At 32.6% G+C, this 20597-nt stretch carries 16 protein-coding genes; 3 read left to right on the plus strand and 13 right to left on the minus strand.

Annotated elements, in window-relative coordinates:
* Positions 1 to 6 precede the first annotated feature (6 nt).
* A complete protein-coding gene (gene lipA, locus AC3IF2_RS07945) occupies positions 7 to 873 on the plus strand; it encodes a lipoyl synthase (protein WP_489166542.1) in 867 nt (288 codons plus the stop codon).
* Between the two features lie 303 nt (positions 874 to 1176).
* Here lipA and lpxK read toward each other — a convergent pair whose 3' ends face one another.
* The 7 genes from lpxK to tpx form a co-directional block, all read right to left on the minus strand.
* Positions 1177 to 2220: a tetraacyldisaccharide 4'-kinase gene (gene lpxK / locus AC3IF2_RS07950; RefSeq protein ID WP_489166543.1), complete on the minus strand. Its 1044-nt coding sequence runs from the start codon at positions 2218 to 2220 to the stop codon at positions 1177 to 1179.
* Positions 2221 to 2247: 27 nt separating this feature from the next.
* The gene (gene ribB / locus AC3IF2_RS07955) at positions 2248 to 3393 is read right to left on the minus strand and encodes a 3,4-dihydroxy-2-butanone-4-phosphate synthase (protein WP_489166544.1); all 1146 of its coding nucleotides are present in this window, start codon (positions 3391 to 3393) and stop codon (positions 2248 to 2250) included.
* Positions 3386 to 4831: an LptF/LptG family permease gene (locus AC3IF2_RS07960; RefSeq protein ID WP_489166545.1), complete on the minus strand. Its 1446-nt coding sequence runs from the start codon at positions 4829 to 4831 to the stop codon at positions 3386 to 3388. Before AC3IF2_RS07960 ends, ribB begins: the two co-directional genes overlap by 8 nt.
* A 90-nt stretch (positions 4832 to 4921) precedes the next feature.
* A complete protein-coding gene (gene lolA1 / locus AC3IF2_RS07965; RefSeq protein ID WP_489166546.1) occupies positions 4922 to 5569 on the minus strand; it encodes an outer membrane lipoprotein periplasmic chaperone LolA1 in 648 nt (215 codons plus the stop codon).
* A 1-nt stretch (position 5570) separates the two neighbouring features.
* Complete coding sequence (locus tag AC3IF2_RS07970; protein ID WP_489166547.1) at positions 5571 to 7922, minus strand: DNA translocase FtsK; 2352 nt, start codon at positions 7920 to 7922, stop codon at positions 5571 to 5573.
* Positions 7923 to 7985: 63 nt separating this feature from the next.
* On the minus strand, positions 7986 to 8354 hold the full coding sequence (locus tag AC3IF2_RS07975; protein WP_489166548.1) for a diacylglycerol kinase family protein: 369 nt from the start codon (positions 8352 to 8354) through the stop codon (positions 7986 to 7988).
* Between the two features lie 7 nt (positions 8355 to 8361).
* The gene (gene tpx / locus AC3IF2_RS07980) at positions 8362 to 8865 is read right to left on the minus strand and encodes a thiol peroxidase (RefSeq protein WP_489166549.1); all 504 of its coding nucleotides are present in this window, start codon (positions 8863 to 8865) and stop codon (positions 8362 to 8364) included.
* Positions 8866 to 9218: 353 nt separating this feature from the next.
* On the opposite strand from tpx, the gene AC3IF2_RS07985 reads away from it, so the two are divergent.
* On the plus strand, positions 9219 to 9632 hold the full coding sequence (locus AC3IF2_RS07985) for a hypothetical protein (protein WP_489166550.1): 414 nt from the start codon (positions 9219 to 9221) through the stop codon (positions 9630 to 9632).
* Between the two features lie 81 nt (positions 9633 to 9713).
* Entirely contained in the window at positions 9714 to 10154 is a 441-nt protein-coding gene (locus AC3IF2_RS07990) for a LexA family protein (protein ID WP_489166551.1), read from the plus strand.
* Positions 10155 to 10310: 156 nt separating this feature from the next.
* On the opposite strand, the gene AC3IF2_RS07995 is transcribed toward AC3IF2_RS07990, so the two are convergent.
* The 6 genes from AC3IF2_RS07995 to rplA form a co-directional block, all read right to left on the minus strand.
* Entirely contained in the window at positions 10311 to 10628 is a 318-nt protein-coding gene (locus tag AC3IF2_RS07995; protein ID WP_489166552.1) for a DUF3467 domain-containing protein, read from the minus strand.
* A gap of 3 nt (positions 10629 to 10631) precedes the next feature.
* Positions 10632 to 14903: a DNA-directed RNA polymerase subunit beta' gene (rpoC, locus tag AC3IF2_RS08000; RefSeq protein ID WP_489166553.1), complete on the minus strand. Its 4272-nt coding sequence runs from the start codon at positions 14901 to 14903 to the stop codon at positions 10632 to 10634.
* A gap of 78 nt (positions 14904 to 14981) precedes the next feature.
* Positions 14982 to 18797 (minus strand): DNA-directed RNA polymerase subunit beta, encoded by a 3816-nt coding sequence (rpoB, locus tag AC3IF2_RS08005; RefSeq protein WP_489166554.1) that lies wholly within the window; start codon positions 18795 to 18797, stop codon positions 14982 to 14984.
* Between the two features lie 125 nt (positions 18798 to 18922).
* Complete coding sequence (rplL, locus tag AC3IF2_RS08010; protein ID WP_480198335.1) at positions 18923 to 19303, minus strand: 50S ribosomal protein L7/L12; 381 nt, start codon at positions 19301 to 19303, stop codon at positions 18923 to 18925.
* A 48-nt stretch (positions 19304 to 19351) separates the two neighbouring features.
* Positions 19352 to 19867: a 50S ribosomal protein L10 gene (gene rplJ / locus AC3IF2_RS08015; protein WP_489166555.1), complete on the minus strand. Its 516-nt coding sequence runs from the start codon at positions 19865 to 19867 to the stop codon at positions 19352 to 19354.
* Positions 19868 to 19885: 18 nt separating this feature from the next.
* A complete protein-coding gene (rplA, locus tag AC3IF2_RS08020; RefSeq protein WP_489166556.1) occupies positions 19886 to 20578 on the minus strand; it encodes a 50S ribosomal protein L1 in 693 nt (230 codons plus the stop codon).
* Positions 20579 to 20597 lie beyond the last annotated feature (19 nt).

The raw sequence follows: 20597 nt of genomic DNA on the forward strand, positions 1-20597 counted from the left end.
TAAGTTATGGCAGAAGAGTCAGTTATAATACCGATAAAAAAACCAAAATGGTTACGTGTAAAGCTTCCTGTAGGGAAAAAATACACAGAACTAAGAGGATTGGTAGATAAATATAATCTACACACTATTTGTACTAGTGGTAGTTGCCCTAATATGGGTGAATGCTGGGGAGAAGGCACAGCAACTTTTATGATCTTAGGTAATATTTGTACTCGTTCATGTGGGTTCTGTGGTGTAAAAACTGGTAGACCAGAAACTGTAGACTGGGAAGAACCCGAAAAAGTAGCACGTTCTATTAAAATTATGCAGATAAAACATGCTGTTGTAACTTCTGTTGATCGTGATGATTTAAAAGATGGTGGTTCTATTATTTGGGCTGAAACGGTAAAAGCGATTCGTAGGGCAAATCCAAAAACAACTCTAGAAACTTTGATACCTGATTTTCAGCTGATTCACAAAAATTTGGATAGAATTATTGAAGCTTCTCCAGAAGTGGTTTCGCATAATATGGAAACTGTTCGTCGTTTAACTCGCGAAGTACGAATACAAGCTAAATATGATCGTAGTTTGGCTGTTCTTAAATATTTAAAAGATCAAGGTATCAACAGAACAAAATCTGGCATCATGTTAGGTTTAGGTGAAAAAGAAGAAGAGGTAATTCAAACAATGAAAGACCTAAGAGAAAACCTGGTAGATGTAGTTACTATTGGTCAATATTTACAACCTAGTAAAAAACATCTTCCTGTTAAAGAATTTATAACGCCAGAGCAATTTAAAAAATACGAAGAAATTGGTCTAGAAATGGGCTTTAGACATGTAGAAAGTGGTGCTTTGGTTAGGTCATCTTATAAGGCACAAAAGCATATATTATAATAAACCTTAACAGTTCTATAACAACTGTTTAACTGTTCATTAACTCAAAAACCACAATTTTAGCCGCAATTTTGCGTTATATAATTGAATACAATCTGATAAAGTTTGTTTTCATTGTATAAATTATTTGAGTTAGTTAAAAGAAAACGCCTTCATCTGAGGGCGTTTTTTTGCATTCTATTGAAATTAGGAATTTTGGCACGAGAATTGTAATATAATAAACGAAGCAAATATCTTAGTTTGCTTTCATTGTATGAATTATTTGAGTTAGTTAAGAAATTCGCCCTCCTTGGAGGGCGTTTTTTATTGAATAATATTTAGACTTTTATCTATGTATTTTTTAATTAGCCTGTTGAAACCATCTTTATGCTCTAAAAACTCTGTTTTAATGGGTAAATAGTAAATAGTTTCTTTATTAGAAAAAGCGCGCACATAATCCTTTTCGGTAGTAAGGATCATTCTCTTCTTAGAATCTAGCTTTTGAAAATGATTTTCAATCTTGTCAAAATCATTAGAAGTAAAATTATGATGATCTTTAAATGCTAAGTGTTCAAAATCTATATGTTGTTGTAGTAAGAAATTTGTCAAAGGTTTTGTTTTAGCGATACCTGTAACTAATAAAACTTTATAATCTTTTAATTCTTTTACAGGAATTTCGTCCTCTTTACTTATTACGGCTTCATTATAACCAATCTTTGTGAAAAATACTGTTTGCGTTAGTTCAATATTTAATTTCTTAGTTATCTCAAACTGATCTTCTTCAGATAAATTTTCTGGGCATTTGGTAACAATAATAATCTGTGCCCTACTTGCTCCTTCAACTTTTTCGCGAAGATCACCTGTTGGTAACATTGTGTCATCTACATATAAATTATCGTATGGTGTGAGTAAAATATTAAAACCTGCCTCTACTTTTCTATGTTGAAAAGCATCGTCTAATAAAATTACATCTGGGTTATGTAGTTTTTTTAATTGATTAATTCCGTTTACACGATCAGCATCTACAGCTATAACCACCTCATCTTTGAACTTGGTATAGAATTGCATAGGTTCATCACCGATTTCTTCCGCGGTAGCATTTTTATCTGCAATTATAAATCCTTTAGAAGTACGTTTATAACCACGGCTTAAAACAGCAACCTTATAATCATCTTTTAGTAATCGAATGAGATATTCTATTTGTGGAGATTTTCCAGTACCACCAACACTCAAATTACCAACTATTATAACCGGAATATCAAAACTAGTGGATTTTAATACACCTTTGTCATACATTTTATTACGTGCAGAAGTTACTTCGCCATACAACAAAGAAAATGGATAAAGTATTTTACGAAGTATGCTCACAACAACGAAAATACAAAATGAAAAAGACTAATAAGCTACGTTTTCTACGATCTCTAAACCATAACCAATGATACCTACTCTTTTTTTAATGTATTTACCATTTGTTATTAAACGTAACTTACTAATATTTAGGTCGTGAAGAATTTGTGCACCTATACCAAAATCTTTTTCATCAAGCTTAATTTTTGGCACTTGTGCTTCGTTTTCAGATTGCAATTCTTTTATTAATCCTAAACGATTCATTAAGTTAAAAGATTGGTTTTCTTGATTAATAAAAACAATAGCCCCAGAACCCTCATCATTTATCAATTTGAACATTCTACTAAAACTATCGTCTGGTTTAGTAGTCAACAAACGTATAATATCGTTGTTAATTAATGTAGAATTAACACGTACTAATACTGGGTCTTCCTCTTGCCAATCTCCTTTAGTTAAGGCAATATGCACTTGGTCATTAGTAGTTTGTTGATAAGCTCTTAAACGAAATTCACCAAAACGTGTTTGCAAATTAAAGTCTTCTACTTTCTCTATTAAAGAATCATGTTGCATTCTATATGCAACTAGATCTTCAATAGAAATTACTTTTAAGTCATGTTTTTTAGCAACTTCCATTAATTGTGGAAGTCTAGCCATAGTACCGTCTTCATTTAAAATCTCTACTAAAATACCCGCAGGTTTAAATCCTGCTAGGCGAGCTAAATCTATTGCTGCTTCTGTATGACCAGTTCTACGTAATACACCACCATTTTTAGCTTTTAGTGGAAATATATGCCCTGGTCTACCTAAATCAAATGACTTTGTAGCATCATCAACTAAGGCCTTGATTGTTTTCGATCTATCGTGAGCAGAAATACCAGTGGTACAGCCATGGCCAATTAAATCAACCGATACAGTAAACTGTGTATGATGTAAAACAGTATTATTTTGCACCATCATGGTAAGATCTAATTCTTGGCATCTATCTTCTGTAAGAGGAGCACAAATTAAACCGCGACCATGCATTGACATAAAATTGATCATTTCTGGTGTAACTGTTTCAGCAGCAGCTATAAAATCACCTTCATTTTCTCTATCTTCATCATCAACCACAATAACAAGTTTACCATTTTTAATATCATTTATAGCTTCTTTTATCGTGTTTAGTTTTAACTTTTCTGACACTGTGCTAATCATTTTTGTTTACTTTTTTAAACTTAAATAGTCTACCGAAAAAATCAGTAATTGGTTGCAAAAATACATCAATATTAAATATTCCTTTGTCTTGAGTAGCTCTTTTCATCAATAACAAACCTAATGGAAACAATATTAATGTAGCAAGCCAACCACCAAACGCAGAGGTGATAGTACTAGAATGAGCCATATTTTTACCCAAAGTAGATACAAAAAAGTAAATAACAAATATGGTTATTGCCAAAATCATTGGTACACCAAAACCTCCTTTTCTTATGATTGAACCTAAAGGTGCTCCAATAAAAAACAACACCAAACAAGACAACGAAAATGCTAATCTTCTATGATACTCGGTATTATATACATTTAAAAATTTCTGTTTATTCTTAAAAGTTTTCTTGTAAGATTCTATATCTTTTAAGGTTCCATCTATGTTGTTTACTGCATTATCTAAAACAACTGCTTTATTTATGGAATCGAAATTTTCTAATATATTGGCATTTAAATCCTTTTTAAATAAAGAATCAGTATACATTTCTTTTGCACCACCTCTTACAAAAATATTTTTTGCCTTATTAGTAACAAAGTCATCGTAAGGCTGCTTTAATGAGTCTGTATAATAACTGAGCTGACTTAAGCTAAGCATTTCTCTATCTTTTTTATATTCAGCCGCATCTATATCACTTAACTTAGAAATATCAATATTAACAACATATTCGTCAAAAGTAGACTTTGTAAAAGGCATACTTTTCGTTTTTTGATACGTTCTCTTTTTTGGAATGATATCTTCGTAATGATTTCCGTTTTTTAAAACCAAGGTCATGTATTTGCTACCATCTTCTGTAGTTATTTCACCTTCTTCTGCCTTAATTAATTTTGCATTTGAATTTCCTTTATCGAGATCATAATAGATATGTACATCTTTTAACAGGTTATCTTCTTCGCCATATTTCTCTGCAAATTTGATACTATATCCTGGAATTTCTGTATTAAAAGTTCCAGGCACTAAAGCCAATGCAGGTTTTGTTTTCTGCATATCTAATAATAGATTCTTAAACTTAAATGCTGCCCGAGGAAATGCATAATTCAAAAACAGAAAATTCAATCCACTCAATAAAACCATTAATAAAACAAGTGGCCTTATAAACTTTTGTAAAGAGATACCAGCCGATTTAATAGCTGCAAATTCATAATTTTCAGACAGGCTTCCTAAAGCCATAATAGATGATAATAGTATGGCTATTGGTAAGGCCGTTGGTGTCATCATTTGGGCTATATATCCTAAAAATTTTAGAATTAAAGCAATACTTATGCCTTTGCCCGCAATCTTGTCAAACTGTAACCATAATGTTTGCATTACCAACACAAACAAAATGACAAAAAATGTGGCTAGAAAAGGAACTAGAAAGCTTTTGAGTATATATTTATTTAAAATCTTCAAATCTAGATTTTCACAGTTCAAAACTAAACAAAAAATAAGTATCCTCTTGTTAGAGAATACTTAATTCTTTAAACCTATTTAGTTTAGCTTTTACAACCTATTAATAAGATAACCTTTTGATTTATATTTTGTCTCATCAAAAGAAAAAAGATTACCAGATAAGGGTTGATCTGTTTTGAATTTGGTAACAGTTAATGTTGTAATAGTAGTATTTTTACCAGTTTCAATCAAATTGTAAATATGCTTAGTATTTACATCTATACCCAATAATACCTTTTCGATTGCAGAATCGCTATCGATTGGATTTAATTTTACATATTGTATTTTTCTACCATTTATACTTTTTAGTTTATCCCAACTATAGGTAAAACCCGTTTTATAGAATGAAAAGAACTTCGATGGTGTAAGCGTATTATCATCTTCTGCATCAGCAGCAGTGATATTCACTTCTTCGTCCTCAGGGTTTATAGTGTACACTTTCTTACCATCAAATAATTGATTGATACCTAAAAAGTTTACATTGTATAAATCTCCTTTCATAGTAGCATTACCACGTGTTTCTTGATGTGTGTTAGTTTCTTTATTATCTAAAACATACTTAAACTCAACATACATGTTCTTATACGTGCTCATTTTAACTGATACTTCATCTAATAATTTTTTAGCTTTATCAGTACCTTGAGCATTTATCAAGGTTGTAGTTAGAATCAAAACTAATAGTGTAAAAATTCTTTTCATTTTAATTGATTTTTTCATTTTTAAAAAACTCATCGAGCGCTAGCACATCACTTATTAAAACTTGTCTGGCTTTGCTCCCTTCAAAAGGTCCAACAATTCCAGCAGCTTCTAATTGATCAATAATACGTCCTGCCCTATTATATCCTAATTTTAATTTTCGTTGCAATAAAGATGCTGAACCTTGCTGCGCATTTACAATAACATATGCCGCTTCTTCGAACAGTTTATCTCTATCTGCAATATCTATATCAAGACTTGTGCCACTCTCTTCACCAACGTATTCAGGTAATAAATGTGCGTCAGCATAAGCTCTTTGTGAGCCTATAAAATCTGTAATCTTATCAACTTCTGGTGTATCTACAAAAGCACATTGCAGGCGTACCAAATCGCTACCAGTAGAAATTAACATATCTCCTTTTCCGATTAACTGATCCGCACCTTGAGCATCTAAAATTGTTCTTGAGTCTATTTTAGATGTCACTCTAAATGCTACCCTTGTCGGGAAGTTAGCTTTGATTAAACCAGTAATAACGTTAACCGAAGGTCTTTGCGTAGCAACTATTAAGTGAATACCAATTGCTCTTGCCAATTGAGCTAAACGAGCTATTGGGCCTTCAATTTCTTTACCGGCTGTCATAATTAAGTCAGCAAATTCATCGATTACTAATACTATATATGGAAGAAATTTATGACCATTCTCAGGATTCAATTTTCTTGCTTTAAACTTTTCATTATATTCTTTAATGTTACGTACATAAGCATCCTTTAAAAGATTATAACGATTATCCATTTCGATACACATCGAATTCAATGTATTTACCACTTTGGTGGTATCCGTAATAATCGCTTCTTCTGAGTCTGGTAATTTTGCCAAATAATGGCGCTCAATCTTATTGAATAAAGTTAACTCAACTTTTTTAGGGTCAACTAATACAAATTTTACTTCAGCAGGATGCTTTTTATATAGTAGAGAAGTTAATACTGCATTTAATCCTACAGATTTTCCTTGTCCAGTTGCACCAGCCATTAATAAGTGTGGCATTTTTGCAAGATCTACCACATAAGTTTCATTAGCGATGGTTTTTCCTAAAGCCAGCGGTAGTTCCATTTTTGCTTTTTGAAATTTCTGCGTAGACAACACAGATTTCATTGAAACAATGGTTGAGTTTTTATTAGGTACTTCAATACCAATAGTTCCTTTTCCAGGAATTGGAGCGATGATTCGGATACCTAATGCTGATAATGACAAAGCAATATCATCCTCTAAATTCTTTATTTTAGAAATACGCACTCCTTTATCAGGAACAATTTCATAGAGTGTAACAGTTGGGCCAATGGTAGCCTTAATACTTGCAATACTAATCTTATAATTACGAAGCGTATCTACAATTCGGTTTTTATTAAGCTCTAATTCTTCTTGATCTATTGTAATATTCTCATTACCATAATCACGTAATAAATCAAGCGTAGGGAATTTATAATCAGATAGTTCTAATTTAGGGTCAAATTCTCCAAAATCTTCAACTAATTTATTTGATAGATTTTCAACCAACTGATCTTCTTCAAAAGTTTGTGTAACTTCAATTTCTACTTCGTCTTTTGGTTCTTCTTTCTTAGCAGGTGTCTTTCTCTTAATCGTTTCTATTACAGTTTCTTTTTCTTCAACTTTAAATTCAATTTCAGGAGTAGGTTCTTCATGAATTGCTTCAGCTACATATCCATCGTCAGTAATATCATCTATAGCTGTAGATATTGAATCTTTATTTTTCTTTTTTGGTATTTTTTCTTTAATAAGTTCTGGTGTGATTTTAAAACGAGAAATTAAATAAGCCAATAGACTAAAAAGTAATATTAAAAATACACCCGTTTTACCAATATAATCATTTAAAAATTCGTTCAATTCAAAACCGACTACACCACCAAACAATGGTTGTTCAGGTAAAAAGAATCCTAATGCTAATGAGAACCATACCATAAAAATTAACCCCCAAAACCATACTTTTTTTAATAACTTTAACTGTAAGTTAAATGCAGCTGCTAATCCTGTAAAAAATAAAAGAGTTAGTAAAATAAAAGAAGGTATTCCGAAACCCTTATAAATAAAGAAATGACTTATTTGCGCACCTAGTTTGCCAAGTAAATTTTTAGCTTGTTCATTGCGTTCTGCAAATTGACTTAATTGACTCTGATCTGCTTGCCAATTGGTAAAGAATGATGCAAAAGATATTAATAAAAAGATACTAAAGAGCATTAAAAACACACCAAATATCAAGTGTGTCTGCTTACTTTTAAAAAAACTTATAATACCGTAGCTTTTTTTCTTTTTAGATGTCGTTCTTTTCTTCTTAGCCATCAATGAATCAATATCACGCAAAAATACATAAAAATATACGAGAAAAATTTGTAAAACTAGGTATTAATAAAATTTTGGAATATAAATAATACATGCAATTATTACCGCAATAATAGCTGCAAAAGCGGGCCCTCCAGCTGCTACATCTTTTATAAATCCAATATCTTTATGATAATCTTTATGAACGAAATCTGATAGTTTTTCTACAGCGGTATTTGCTGATTCTGCTACTAAGACTAAACCGATAGTTAAAAATTGTAAAACCCATTCTGTAGAAGATAATCCAACTAAAAAACCAATTATTGTCATTATAATAGCAATAGCAAACTGAATCATTATACTATGCTCAGTTGTTATTAATAACCAAATACCTTTTAAAGCATATTTTACACTTTTAATTCTACCTAATAAAAAGTTATCATTTCGACTCATTAATGACTTAATTATATAAAGTCTCTAAAGCTGCTTTATAGTTCGGCTCATTGCCAACTTCTGGTATTTGCTCTGTATATAATACTTTTCCTTTTTCATCTAACACAATCACCACTCTTGAGTGCAAATTATTAAATGGGCCTTCGATAATTTCTAATCCATAATCTTTACCAAAAGAACCATTATCAAAGTCGGATAAACATTCAACATTATCAATACCTTCTGCTCCACAAAATCGTTTTTGGGCAAAAGGTAAATCTCTAGAAATACATAATACTTTTGTGTTTTCTAGCTCTGCAGCTTCTTTATTAAATTGTCTTATTGAAGCCGCGCAAGTACCAGTATCTACGCTCGGAAATATATTTAACACAATTTTAGAGCCTTGATAATCAGATAAATTTGTATTTGACAAGTCTATTTTTCTTAATGTGAAATCTGGTGCTTGTGAACCTATATTTGGTAAATTCCCTATAGTTTGTGTAGGATTACCTCCTAATGTAATTGTAGCCATAAATTAGTTTTTGCTTTTAGTTTAACTCAAAAATACACAAAAAAAAACCTGAATCTTATAAGTTACACCTATCTTTTTAAGGAATTTTAAGTTTTAAAAATCAAATAGTTTTCAACAATATAGTTTTTATTCACCAAAAAAATAGTACACAATCATCGCAAAAAAATATTTCATTTTTATATATAAAAACCGTGGTTTATAATAGCTTACAATTATTATCAATTAACAAAAAACTTAATTTTATAAACACTTTTCTTGAGAAGCCTTATGTTAAATAATTTGTTTATTAAATAATTTCAATTAAATTCGTCTTGCTATTGGAAAAAGTTTAAGTTACTTAAACCTACCCAACTATGACTGAAAAACATCATCTACTAACCAATGATGAGTTTGAAGAAAAATTTGAGAGCTGTACGCTCCCTTCTTGTTATTTTACTCACGAAGCACATTTACGATTAGCTTACATCCATATTAAAAAGTATGGAGCTAAACAGGCTATTAAAAATATTAGTAGACAAATTATAAACTTTGATAATAAATATGGAGATGGCACAAAGTTTAATAAAAGAATAACCATTGCTTCGACAAAAGTTATTGAGCTTTTTATGAAAAAAACTACTTCCATAGATTTTAAAGGTATGCTTCTTGAATTCCCTCAATTAAGAAATAATTTTTGTGAAGTCTTAAAAAGTCATTATAAACTCGATTTCTTTAAAAAGGAAAAAGAAGAAGAGTATTTAGAACAAGAGCTTCTCGCTTTTACCTAAAAATTTTATTCCGTTTTTAGAGAAAGAAAAAGAATCTTATAAGTTTTAACTTCAATCAGAATTCATTGATTTTTACTTGAAATGATGTTGCACCAATCTCAAAATTTAACTTTTTTTACTCCTGAAGCTTCAGGAAATTCTGGAATTCCTTTTTTAGATACAGGAATTTCGGCAGGTTTTCCATCTCCAGCAGATGACTTTAAAGAAAGGCGATTATCTTTAGATGATGAATTAATTAAAAATAAAGAGGCAACATTTTTTGCACGTGTTAGCGGCCAATCTATGATAGGTGCCGGACTTGATGATAATGATCTTTTAGTAATTGATAGAAGTTTAGAACCTGCACATAATAAAATTGCTGTATGTTTTATCGATGGAGAGTTTACTGTAAAACGACTTAAAGTACAATCTGATGGAGTTTGGTTACAACCTGAAAATCCTGATTATGAAGCTATAAAAATAACCAAAGAAAATAACTTTATAATCTGGGGAATAGTTACCAGTGTTATAAAACGTCTATAAAAAAAAGCCTTAGCTTTTCGCTAAGGCTTAACCCCTTTATTTATAATTGTTTTTAGTTTTCATATATAAAACAATCGTTACTTAAAAATTCCTACCTAAAAAGGTGCTTTTTTCAATGAATAAAAAAACGCCGAACTTTCGTTCAGCGTTTTTAATTTATGCTTGACCGGCCGGTCCGAAATTTAACGGAATCGGTGGTTGTTCATAATCTTTTATTTCACCATGGGCTTTTTCGAATCTAGCTACATTCTCTGCCAATGCTTTCGTTAAACGCTTAGCATGCTGTGGCGTTAATATAATTCTAGATTTTACTTTAGCTTTTGGTGTACCTGGCATTACATTCACAAAATCTACAACAAACTCAGAAACAGAATGATTGATAATTGCTAGATTAGAATAAGTTCCATCCGCAACAGCTTCATCTAATTCAATGTTCAACTGATTTTGTTTGTTTTTATCTTGTTGTTCTGCCATAATCTAGTTTGCTTCAATCTCTTCTTTAGAACCAACAATTAAGTGATCATAAAAACGCATACCTGTACCTGCCGGAATTTTCTTACCAACAATTACATTTTCTTTAAGGCCTTCTAAATAATCAACTTTACCACTTACAGCAGCTTGGTTTAATACTTTTGTAGTCTCTTGGAAAGATGCTGCAGAGATAAACGATTTAGTCTGTAAAGATGCTCTTGTAATACCTTGCAAGATTGGTTCTGCTGTAGCAGGAACAGCATCTCTAGCTTCTACTAACGCTTTATCTGCTCTTCGTAATACAGAATTTTCATCTCTTAGCTTACGAGCAGAAATGATCTGACCAGCTTTAAGGTTTTCTGAATCACCAGGTTCTTCAACAACCTTCATTCCGTAAATAGCATCATTTACTTCCATAAAGTCATTTTTATGAATTAATTGGCTTTCTAAGAAAATAGTATCACCTGAATCAACAATCTTCACTTTACGCATCATCTGGCGTACTACAACTTCAAAGTGCTTATCATTAATTTTCACCCCTTGTAGACGATATACCTCTTGAATTTCATTCACTAAGTATTCTTGTACTGCTGACGGGCCTTTAATATTTAAGATATCTGACGGAGTAATTGCACCATCAGATAAAGGCATACCAGCCTTGATAAAGTCATTTTCTTGAACTAGAATCTGATTAGAAAGTTTAACTAAGTACTTCTTAATATCTCCTAATTTAGATTCAACGATGATTTCACGGTTACCTCTTTTTATTTTACCAAATGACACAACACCATCAATTTCTGAAGTTACTGCTGGATTAGAAGGATCACGAGCTTCAAACAATTCGGTAACACGTGGTAAACCACCCGTAATATCACCTGCCTTGCCAGATTTACGTGGTATCTTTACTAAGATCTTACCTGCTTCAATCTTTTCATCTTCTTCAACCATTAAGTGAGCACCAACTGGTAAACTATAAGAGCGTAAAACTTCACCTTTTTTATCTTCGATAATTAAAGTTGGTACTACCTTCTTATTTTTAGATTCAGAAATTACTTTTTCTTGGAAACCAGTTTGCTCATCAATCTCAACTTGATATGTAACACCTTGTTCAATATTTTCGAAAGTAACTTTACCTTCAAATTCTGAAACGATTACACCATTATATGGATCCCATTTACAAATAACATCACCTTTCTTGATGGTTCTAGCGCCTTTTATAGCAATATGAGAACCATAAGGAATATTATTAGTACTTAATGTAATACCTGTGTTCTTATCAACAATCTTAATTTCAGAAGTTCTTGAAATTACAATATCAACTTTGTTTCCATCATTATCTAGGCCCTCTACAGTACGTAGGTCATCAATTTCGATTTTACCATCGAACTTAGCAGTTAATGAATTTTCTTCTGAAATATTTCCTGCAATACCACCTACATGGAAAGTACGAAGTGTTAACTGAGTACCAGGCTCACCAATTGATTGTGCTGCAATAACACCAACTGCCTCTCCAATTTGAACTTTCTTTCTAGTTGATAAACTATGACCGTAACATTTGGCACAAATACCTCTATCAGACTCACAAGTTAATGCAGAACGAACTTCTAATGATTCTAAAGATGATTTATTCACTCTTTTAACAGCATCTTCATCTATTTCTTCACCTGCAGAAACTACTAATTCTTGAGTGATAGGATCATAAACATCTTCTAGAGCAACTCTACCAAACACTCTTTCTCCTAAAGTTTCAACAATTTCTTCGTTTTTCTTTAATGGAGTTATATCTAATCCTCGTAACGTACCACAATCTTCTTCATTAATAATCACATCTTGAGATACATCTACTAAACGACGTGTTAAATAACCTGCATCGGCTGTTTTTAACGCTGTATCGGCTAGACCTTTACGAGCACCGTGTGTAGATATAAAGTATTCAAGAATTGATAGCCCTTCTTTAAAGTTAGAAAGAATTGGATTCTCAATAATTTCTCCACCACCTGCAGTAGATTTTTTAGGCTTAGCCATTAAACCACGCATACCTGTTAACTGACGAATCTGTTCTTTAGAACCCCTTGCACCAGAATCTAGCATCATATACACTGAGTTGAAACCTTGCTGATCTTCGCGTAAACGCTTCATAGAAAGCTCAGTTAACTTGTTGTTTGTTGATCCCCAAATATCAATTACCTGATTGTAACGTTCTTTGTTCGTCAACATACCCATGTTATAACTCGCAATGATAGTGTCAACTTGCTCGTTAGCAGCATCAATCATCTTGTACTTCTCTTCAGGAATAATAATATCTCCTAAACTAAATGATAAACCACCTTGGAATGCGAACTTATACCCCATCCCTTTAATAGCATCTAAGAATTTACCAGTTGACGGTACATCAGTAGCTTTTAAAATATCACCAATAATATCTCTCAATGATTTCTTAGTTAATACTTCATTGATATAACCAGCTTCTTCAGGAACTACCTCATTAAATAATACTCTACCAACTGTAGTTTCAATTATTTGAGTAGTTAATTCACCTTCTTCATTAAAGTCTTTAGTACGGACTTTTATACCTGCATTTAGATCAACTTGTTTTTCATTAAAAGCAATTGTTACCTCTTCAGGAGAATAAAAAGTTGTTCCCTCACCTTTTACTTTGTGCTCTTTTGTAGACTTACGCTCTTTAGTCATATAATATAAACCAAGAACCATATCTTGAGATGGTACTGTAATTGGTGAACCGTTAGCAGGATTCAAAATACTATGAGAAGCTAACATTAATAATTGAGCTTCAAGTATTGCTTCTGGCCCTAATGGTAAGTGAACTGCCATCTGGTCACCATCGAAATCCGCATTAAATGCTGTACATACTAATGGGTGTAATTGAATAGCTTTACCTTCAATTAACTTGGGTTGAAACGCTTGAATACCTAAACGGTGAAGCGTAGGAGCACGGTTTAGTAATACAGGATGTCCTTTAAGAACATTTTCTAAAATATCCCATACTACTGGCTCACGCTTATCTATAATTTTCTTCGCAGATTTTACAGTTTTTACAATACCTCTTTCGATTAATTTACGAATTACAAAAGGCTTGTATAATTCTGCTGCCATATCTTTTGGCAATCCACATTCGTATAATTTTAATTCTGGACCAACAACAATTACCGAACGTGCAGAATAATCAACACGTTTACCTAATAAGTTCTGACGAAAACGCCCTTGTTTACCTTTTAATGAATCAGATAATGATTTTAAAGGTCTATTAGACTCCGTTTTTACTGCTGATGATTTACGTGTGTTATCAAATAATGAATCTACAGATTCTTGTAACATCCGTTTTTCGTTACGTAAAATTACTTCAGGAGCTTTGATCTCCATTAATCTTTTTAAACGATTATTACGGATAATTACTCTACGATATAAATCATTTAAATCTGAAGTGGCAAAACGACCACCATCTAATGGTACTAATGGACGTAATTCTGGAGGTGTAACTGGTACAACCTTCATAATCATCCACGCTGGCTTGTTTTCTCTATTTTTATTTGCGTCACGGAAAGCTTCTACAACGTTTAAACGTTTTAATGCTTCCATTTTACGTTGCTTAGAAGTCTCGGTATTCGCTTTGTGTCTTAACTCATACGATAACTCATCTAAATCAATACGATTCAATAATTCAATCAAACATTCAGCACCCATTTTAGCGATGAATTTGTTTGGATCTGAATCTTCTAAATATTGATTTTCTACTGGGAATGTCTCAAGAATATCTAAATATTCTTCTTCCGTAAGGAAATCCATTTTTTGTAATGGCTCACCTTCAGCATTTGTTGCTCCAGCTGGTTGAATTACTACATAACGTTCGTAGTAAATAATCATATCTAACTTCTTAGAAGGCAATCCTAAAAGGTAACCCATCTTGTTAGGTAATGACCTAAAATACCAGATATGTGCAACAGGAACTACTAAGTTAATGTGCCCTACTCTATCTCTACGCACTTTCTTTTCAGTAACTTCTACTCCACAACGGTCACAGATAATTCCTTTATAACGAATACGTTTGTACTTACCACAAGCACATTCGTAATCTTTTATAGGACCAAAAATACGCTCACAAAATAAACCATCTCTTTCTGGCTTATGTGTACGATAATTGATCGTTTCTGGTTTTAAAACTTCACCTCTAGATTTTTCTAAAATAGATTCTGGTGACGCCAAACCAATTGATATTTTATTAAATTTTTTTACAGTGTACTTTTCTCTTTGTTTTGCCATGATATATGCAATCGAATTAAAATGTAAAAATGTATATGGTAAAAGCAACAAGCAACTAATGCTTGCTGCTTTAAATTATTATTCTTCTAATCTAACGTCTAAGCCAAGTCCTTTTAACTCGTGCATTAATACATTAAATGATTCTGGTAATCCTGGTTCTGGCATTGGTTCACCTTTAACAATACTTTCGTATGTCTTAGCTCTACCTAATACATCATCAGATTTAACAGTTAAGATTTCTCTTAGTGTACTTGATGCACCGTATGCTTCAAGTGCCCAAACCTCCATTTCACCAAAACGTTGACCACCAAACTGTGCTTTACCACCCAATGGTTGTTGTGTAATTAATGAGTAAGGACCAATAGAACGTGCGTGCATTTTATCTTCGATCATATGCCCTAGCTTAATCATATAGATTACACCTACTGTAGCAGGTTGATCAAAGCGTTCCCCAGTTCCACCATCATATAAATAAGTATGACCAAATTCTGGAACACCAGCTTCATTAGTTAATGCTGTAATCTCATCGATTGAAGCACCATCAAAAATTGGCGTAGCATACTTTTGATCTAATTTTTGACCTGCCCAACCAAGAACAGTTTCATAAATCTGACCAATATTCATACGCGATGGTACACCTAGCGGATTCAATACGATATCTACTGGAGTTCCATCTTCTAAGAAAGGCATATCTTCTGCTCTAACAATACGAGCAACAATACCTTTATTACCGTGACGTCCTGCCATCTTATCACCAACTTTTAACTTACGTTTTTTAGCAATATAAACTTTAGCAAGTTTTACAATACCAGCTGGTAATTCATCACCAACAGTTATAGTAAACTTCTCACGACGTAAAGAACCTTGTAAATCACTTACCTTGATCTTATAATTATGGATCAACTCACTAATCAATTTATTGATATTTTTGTCAGTGGTCCAAGTACCTTTAGTTAAATGTTCAAAATCATTAACAGCATTTAACATTTTAAGTGTAAACTTCTTACCTTTTGGTAAGATCTCTTCACCTAAATCATTTTGAATACCTTGAGCTGTTTTACCATTTACAAGTGCAAATAATTTCTCAACTAAACGATCTTTAAGATTATTGAATTTAACAGTAAATTCTGCTTCTAATCTTTCTAATTCCTCTTTATCTTTACTACGTTTAGCCTTATCTTTAATTGTTCTTTTAAACAATTTCTTGTCAATTACTACACCTTTTAATGATGGAGAAGCTTTTAAAGAAGCATCTTTAACATCACCTGCATTATCACCAAAGATGGCACGCAATAATTTTTCTTCTGGAGTAGGATCTGATTCACCTTTTGGAGTGATCTTTCCGATAAGGATATCACCAGGTTTTACTTCAGCTCCAATACGAATCATACCATTCTCATCAAGGTCTTTAGTTGCTTCTTCTGATACATTAGGAATATCTGCTGTTAATTCTTCAGCACCTAGTTTAGTATCTCGAACATCTAATGAGTATTCATCAATATGAATTGATGTAAATACATCTTCGCGAACTACTCTTTCAGAAATTACAATTGCGTCCTCAAAGTTATATCCTTTCCAAGGCATAAATGCCACTTTCATATTTCTACCTAAGGCTAATTCACCTTTTTCAGTAGCATATCCTTCACAAAGAACTTGTCCTTTCTTAACTTTATCACCTTTTTGAACAATTGGATGTAAGTTGATAGAAGTACCTTGATTCGTTTTTCTAAACTTAATCAATTCGTAAGTCCTATCATCTTCATCAAAACTTACAAGCTTCTGCTCATCAGTACGATCGTATCTAATTGTAATTTTATCAGAATCAACATATTCTACAACGCCATTACCTTCTGCATTTATCAAAATTCTAGAATCTGTAGCTACCCTACGTTCTAATCCAGTACCAACAATTGGCGATTCTGGTCTCATTAATGGAACTGCCTGACGCATCATGTTAGATCCCATCAATGCACGATTGGCATCATCATGCTCTAAGAAAGGAATCAAAGATGCAGAAATAGATGAAATCTGATTTGGAGATACATCCATATAATCAACATCATTAGGAGTCACTAATGGGAAGTCACCCTCTTCACGAGCTACAACTTTGTCTAAAGTAATATTTCCATTACTATCTAAATCTAAATTAGATTGGGCAATTTTCTTGCCTTCTTCCTCTTCAGCACTTAAATAGATTGGTTCTTTTTTAACATCAACTTTACCGTCTTCAACTTCTCGATAAGGAGTTTCGATAAATCCTAAATTATTCACTTTAGCATATACTGAAAGTGAAGAAATTAAACCAATGTTTGGTCCCTCAGGAGTTTCGATTGGACATAAACGACCATAATGTGTATAGTGAACGTCACGTACCTCGAAACCTGCTCTTTCTCTTGATAAACCTCCAGGCCCTAAGGCAGATAGTCTACGTTTGTGAGTAATCTCAGCTAATGGATTGGTTTGATCCATAAATTGAGATAACTGATTGGTACCAAAGAATGAGTTAATAACAGAAGATAATGTCTTAGCATTAATCAAATCTATAGGTGTAAATACCTCATTATCACGCACGTTCATTCTTTCGCGAATTGTACGAGCCATACGAGATAAACCAACACCAAATTGACCAGCTAACTGTTCACCAACTGTTCTAACACGACGGTTAGATAAGTGATCGATATCATCAACTTCAGCTTTAGAATTCACTAACTTAATTAAGTTTTTGATGATTGTGATAATATCTTCTTTAGTTAGTACTTTTTGTTCAATATCAATATCGAGTTCTAACTTTTTATTCATTCTGTAACGACCAACTTCTCCTAGATTGTATCGTTGTTCAGAAAAGAATAATTTATTGATAATACCTTTCGCAGTATCATAATCTGGCGGTTCAGCATTACGTAACTGACGATAAATATGTTCTACAGCCTCTTTTTCTGAGTTAGTAGGATCTTTTTGTAATGTATTATGAATGATTGCATAGTCACCCATGTTACCATCCTCTTTGTGTAATAAAATTGTTTTAGAACCAGCTTCTAAAATCTCCTCTACATGCTCTTTCTCAAGAATAGTATCACGATCTAAAATGATCTCATTACGTTCAATTGACACTACCTCACCAGTATCCTCATCAACAAAATCTTCATGCCAAGTTTTTAATACTCTCGCAGCTAACTTACGTCCCAACACTCTTTTAAGACCTGATTTAGAGACTTTTACCTCATCTGCTAAATCAAATATTTCAAGAATATCTTTATCGCGCTCAAAACCAATTGCTCTAAATAATGTAGTAACAGGTAATTTTTTCTTTCTATCAATATATGCGTACATAACGCTATTGATATCTGTTGCAAATTCTATCCAAGATCCTTTAAAAGGAATTACTCTTGCAGAGTATAATTTAGTACCATTTGCATGGAAAGATTGACCAAAGAAAACCCCTGGTGAACGGTGTAATTGAGATACAACTACTCGCTCAGCACCATTAATTACAAATGTACCACTATGTGTCATGTAAGGAATTACACCTAAATACACATCTTGTACAATTGTTTCAAAGTCTTCGTGTTCTGGGTCAGTACAGTATAATTTTAAACGTGCCTTTAACGGTACGCTATATGTTAACCCTCTCTCGATACATTCTTGAATTGAATATCTTGGTGGATCAACAAAGTAGTCTAAAAACTCTAATACAAATTGGTTTCTAGTGTCAGTTATTGGAAAATTGTCGGAAAATGTTTTAAATAATCCTTCATCACCTCTCTCATCAGCCTTGGTTTCTAATTGGAAGAAATCTTGAAATGATTTTACTTGAATATCTAAAAAATCTGGATAATCAGTAATTAATTTTGCTGATGCGAAGTTTACTCTTTCGGTACTTTTTGTTGTTGACAATGGAGAAAATTTTAATTAAAAAAACCTATTAAATTATAAGAGCGAATATATACGCAAAATGGTTTAGGTCATTTTGGGAAATCGCCCAAAAGACCTAAACCTTAGTTGTTTAAGCTAAAAAGAGCTTACTTAAGCTCAACTTCAGCTCCAGCTTCTTCTAAAGATTTTTTAAGACCTTCAGCTTCGTCTTTAGAAACACCTTCTTTTACTGCAGCTGGTGCACTATCTACGATACCTTTAGCTTCTTTAAGACCTAAACCAGTTAATTCTTTAACTAATTTTACAACAGCTAATTTTGAACCACCAGCTGCAGTTAATATTACGTCGAATTCAGTTTGCTCATCTCCACCAGCAGCGTCTCCACCACCAGCTGCAGGACCAGCAACAGCTACTGCAGCTGCAGCAGGCTCTATACCGTATTCTTCTTTTAAAATATCTGCTAATTCATTAACTTCTTTTACAGTTAAGTTAACCAATTGTTCTGCGAAATCTTTTAACTCTGCCATTTTCTATTGTTTTAAATTTTTGTATTTAGTTTATAATGTGTGTTTATTTTATTTTTCTGATAATGTCTTTAAAATTCCAGACAATTTACCACCACCCGATTGTAATGCAGAAATAACATTCTTAGCAGGTGATTGTAAGATTGTAATAATCTCACCTATTAATTCTTCTTTAGATTTAATATTTACTAAAGCATCTAATTGATCATCACCAACATAGATAGACTCTTCAATATAAGCTCCTTTAAGAACTGGTCTGTCAGATTTTTTACGGAATTCTTTTATAACTTTCGCAGGCGCATTACCCGTTTCAGAAATCATTATAGAAGTATTACCTTTTAATGTTTCTGGTAATTCACCAAAGTCTTTATCAGATTTTTCCATTGCTTTAGAAAGCAATGTGTTTTTAACAACTGCCAATTTAACGTTTGCTTTAAAACAAGCTCTACGTAAATTAGAAGTACTCATAGCATCTAATCCTGAGATATCTGCAAGATAGATAGTACTACTGTCAGCTAATTGGCTTGTTAAATTGTCTATTACTTGCGATTTTTCTTCTCTAGTCATAATTAAAATTTAACTTGCTTAAACTAACGATTTTTCGTCTATCTCTATACTAGGACTCATTGTACTAGACATATAGATACTTTTTACATAGGTTCCTTTTGCAGTATTTGGCTTTAATTTTAAAATTGTTTGTAACAATTCATTAGCATTACCTGCAATTTTATCAGCATCAAAAGATGATTTGCCTATAGCAGCATGAATGATTCCTGTCTTATCAACTTTAAAATCAATCTTACCTCCTTTTACATCTTTAACAGCCTTGGCAACGTCCATAGTTACTGTACCAGTTTTTGGGTTAGGCATTAAACCTCTAGGGCCTAAAACTCTACCTAAAGGACCTAATTTACCCATTACACTTGGCATAGTTACTATTACGTCAACATCTGTCCAACCTCCTTTAATTTTTGCGAGGTATTCATCTAAACCTACATAATCAGCTCCAGCTTCTTTAGCTTCTGCTTCCTTATCAGGAGTAACTAAGGCTAACACCTTAACATCTTTACCAGTACCATGTGGCAATGTTACAACACCACGTACCATTTGATCAGCTTTTCTAGGATCAACTCCTAATCTTACAGCTAGATCTACAGACGCATCAAACTTTACGTTTGTTACTTCTTTTACCAAAGCAGATGCCTCAGTTAAAGTATAAGCCTTATTAGCTTCTACCTTAGCTTTAGCTTCTTTTTGCTTTTTAGTTATTTTCGCCATCTTCTATAAAATTATAAAG

This window comes from Maritimimonas rapanae, assembly GCF_057837205.1.

Coding starts and splice junctions, on each gene's coding strand:
- AC3IF2_RS07995 (WP_489166552.1), bottom strand. CDS start 10,628: ATGGCAGAACAACAAGATAAAAACAAACAAAATCAGTTGAACATTGAA.
- AC3IF2_RS07970 (WP_489166547.1), bottom strand. CDS start 7,922: ATGGCTAAGAAGAAAAGAACGACATCTAAAAAGAAAAAAAGCTACGGT.
- AC3IF2_RS07985 (WP_489166550.1), top strand. CDS start 9,219: ATGACTGAAAAACATCATCTACTAACCAATGATGAGTTTGAAGAAAAA.
- lolA1 (WP_489166546.1), bottom strand. CDS start 5,569: ATGAAAAGAATTTTTACACTATTAGTTTTGATTCTAACTACAACCTTG.
- tpx (WP_489166549.1), bottom strand. CDS start 8,865: ATGGCTACAATTACATTAGGAGGTAATCCTACACAAACTATAGGGAAT.
- rplA (WP_489166556.1), bottom strand. CDS start 20,578: ATGGCGAAAATAACTAAAAAGCAAAAAGAAGCTAAAGCTAAGGTAGAA.
- ribB (WP_489166544.1), bottom strand. CDS start 3,393: ATGATTAGCACAGTGTCAGAAAAGTTAAAACTAAACACGATAAAAGAA.
- AC3IF2_RS07975 (WP_489166548.1), bottom strand. CDS start 8,354: ATGAGTCGAAATGATAACTTTTTATTAGGTAGAATTAAAAGTGTAAAA.
- AC3IF2_RS07990 (WP_489166551.1), top strand. CDS start 9,714: ATGATGTTGCACCAATCTCAAAATTTAACTTTTTTTACTCCTGAAGCT.
- lipA (WP_489166542.1), top strand. CDS start 7: ATGGCAGAAGAGTCAGTTATAATACCGATAAAAAAACCAAAATGGTTA.
- rplL (WP_480198335.1), bottom strand. CDS start 19,303: ATGGCAGAGTTAAAAGATTTCGCAGAACAATTGGTTAACTTAACTGTA.
- rpoC (WP_489166553.1), bottom strand. CDS start 14,903: ATGGCAAAACAAAGAGAAAAGTACACTGTAAAAAAATTTAATAAAATA.
- rplJ (WP_489166555.1), bottom strand. CDS start 19,867: ATGACTAGAGAAGAAAAATCGCAAGTAATAGACAATTTAACAAGCCAA.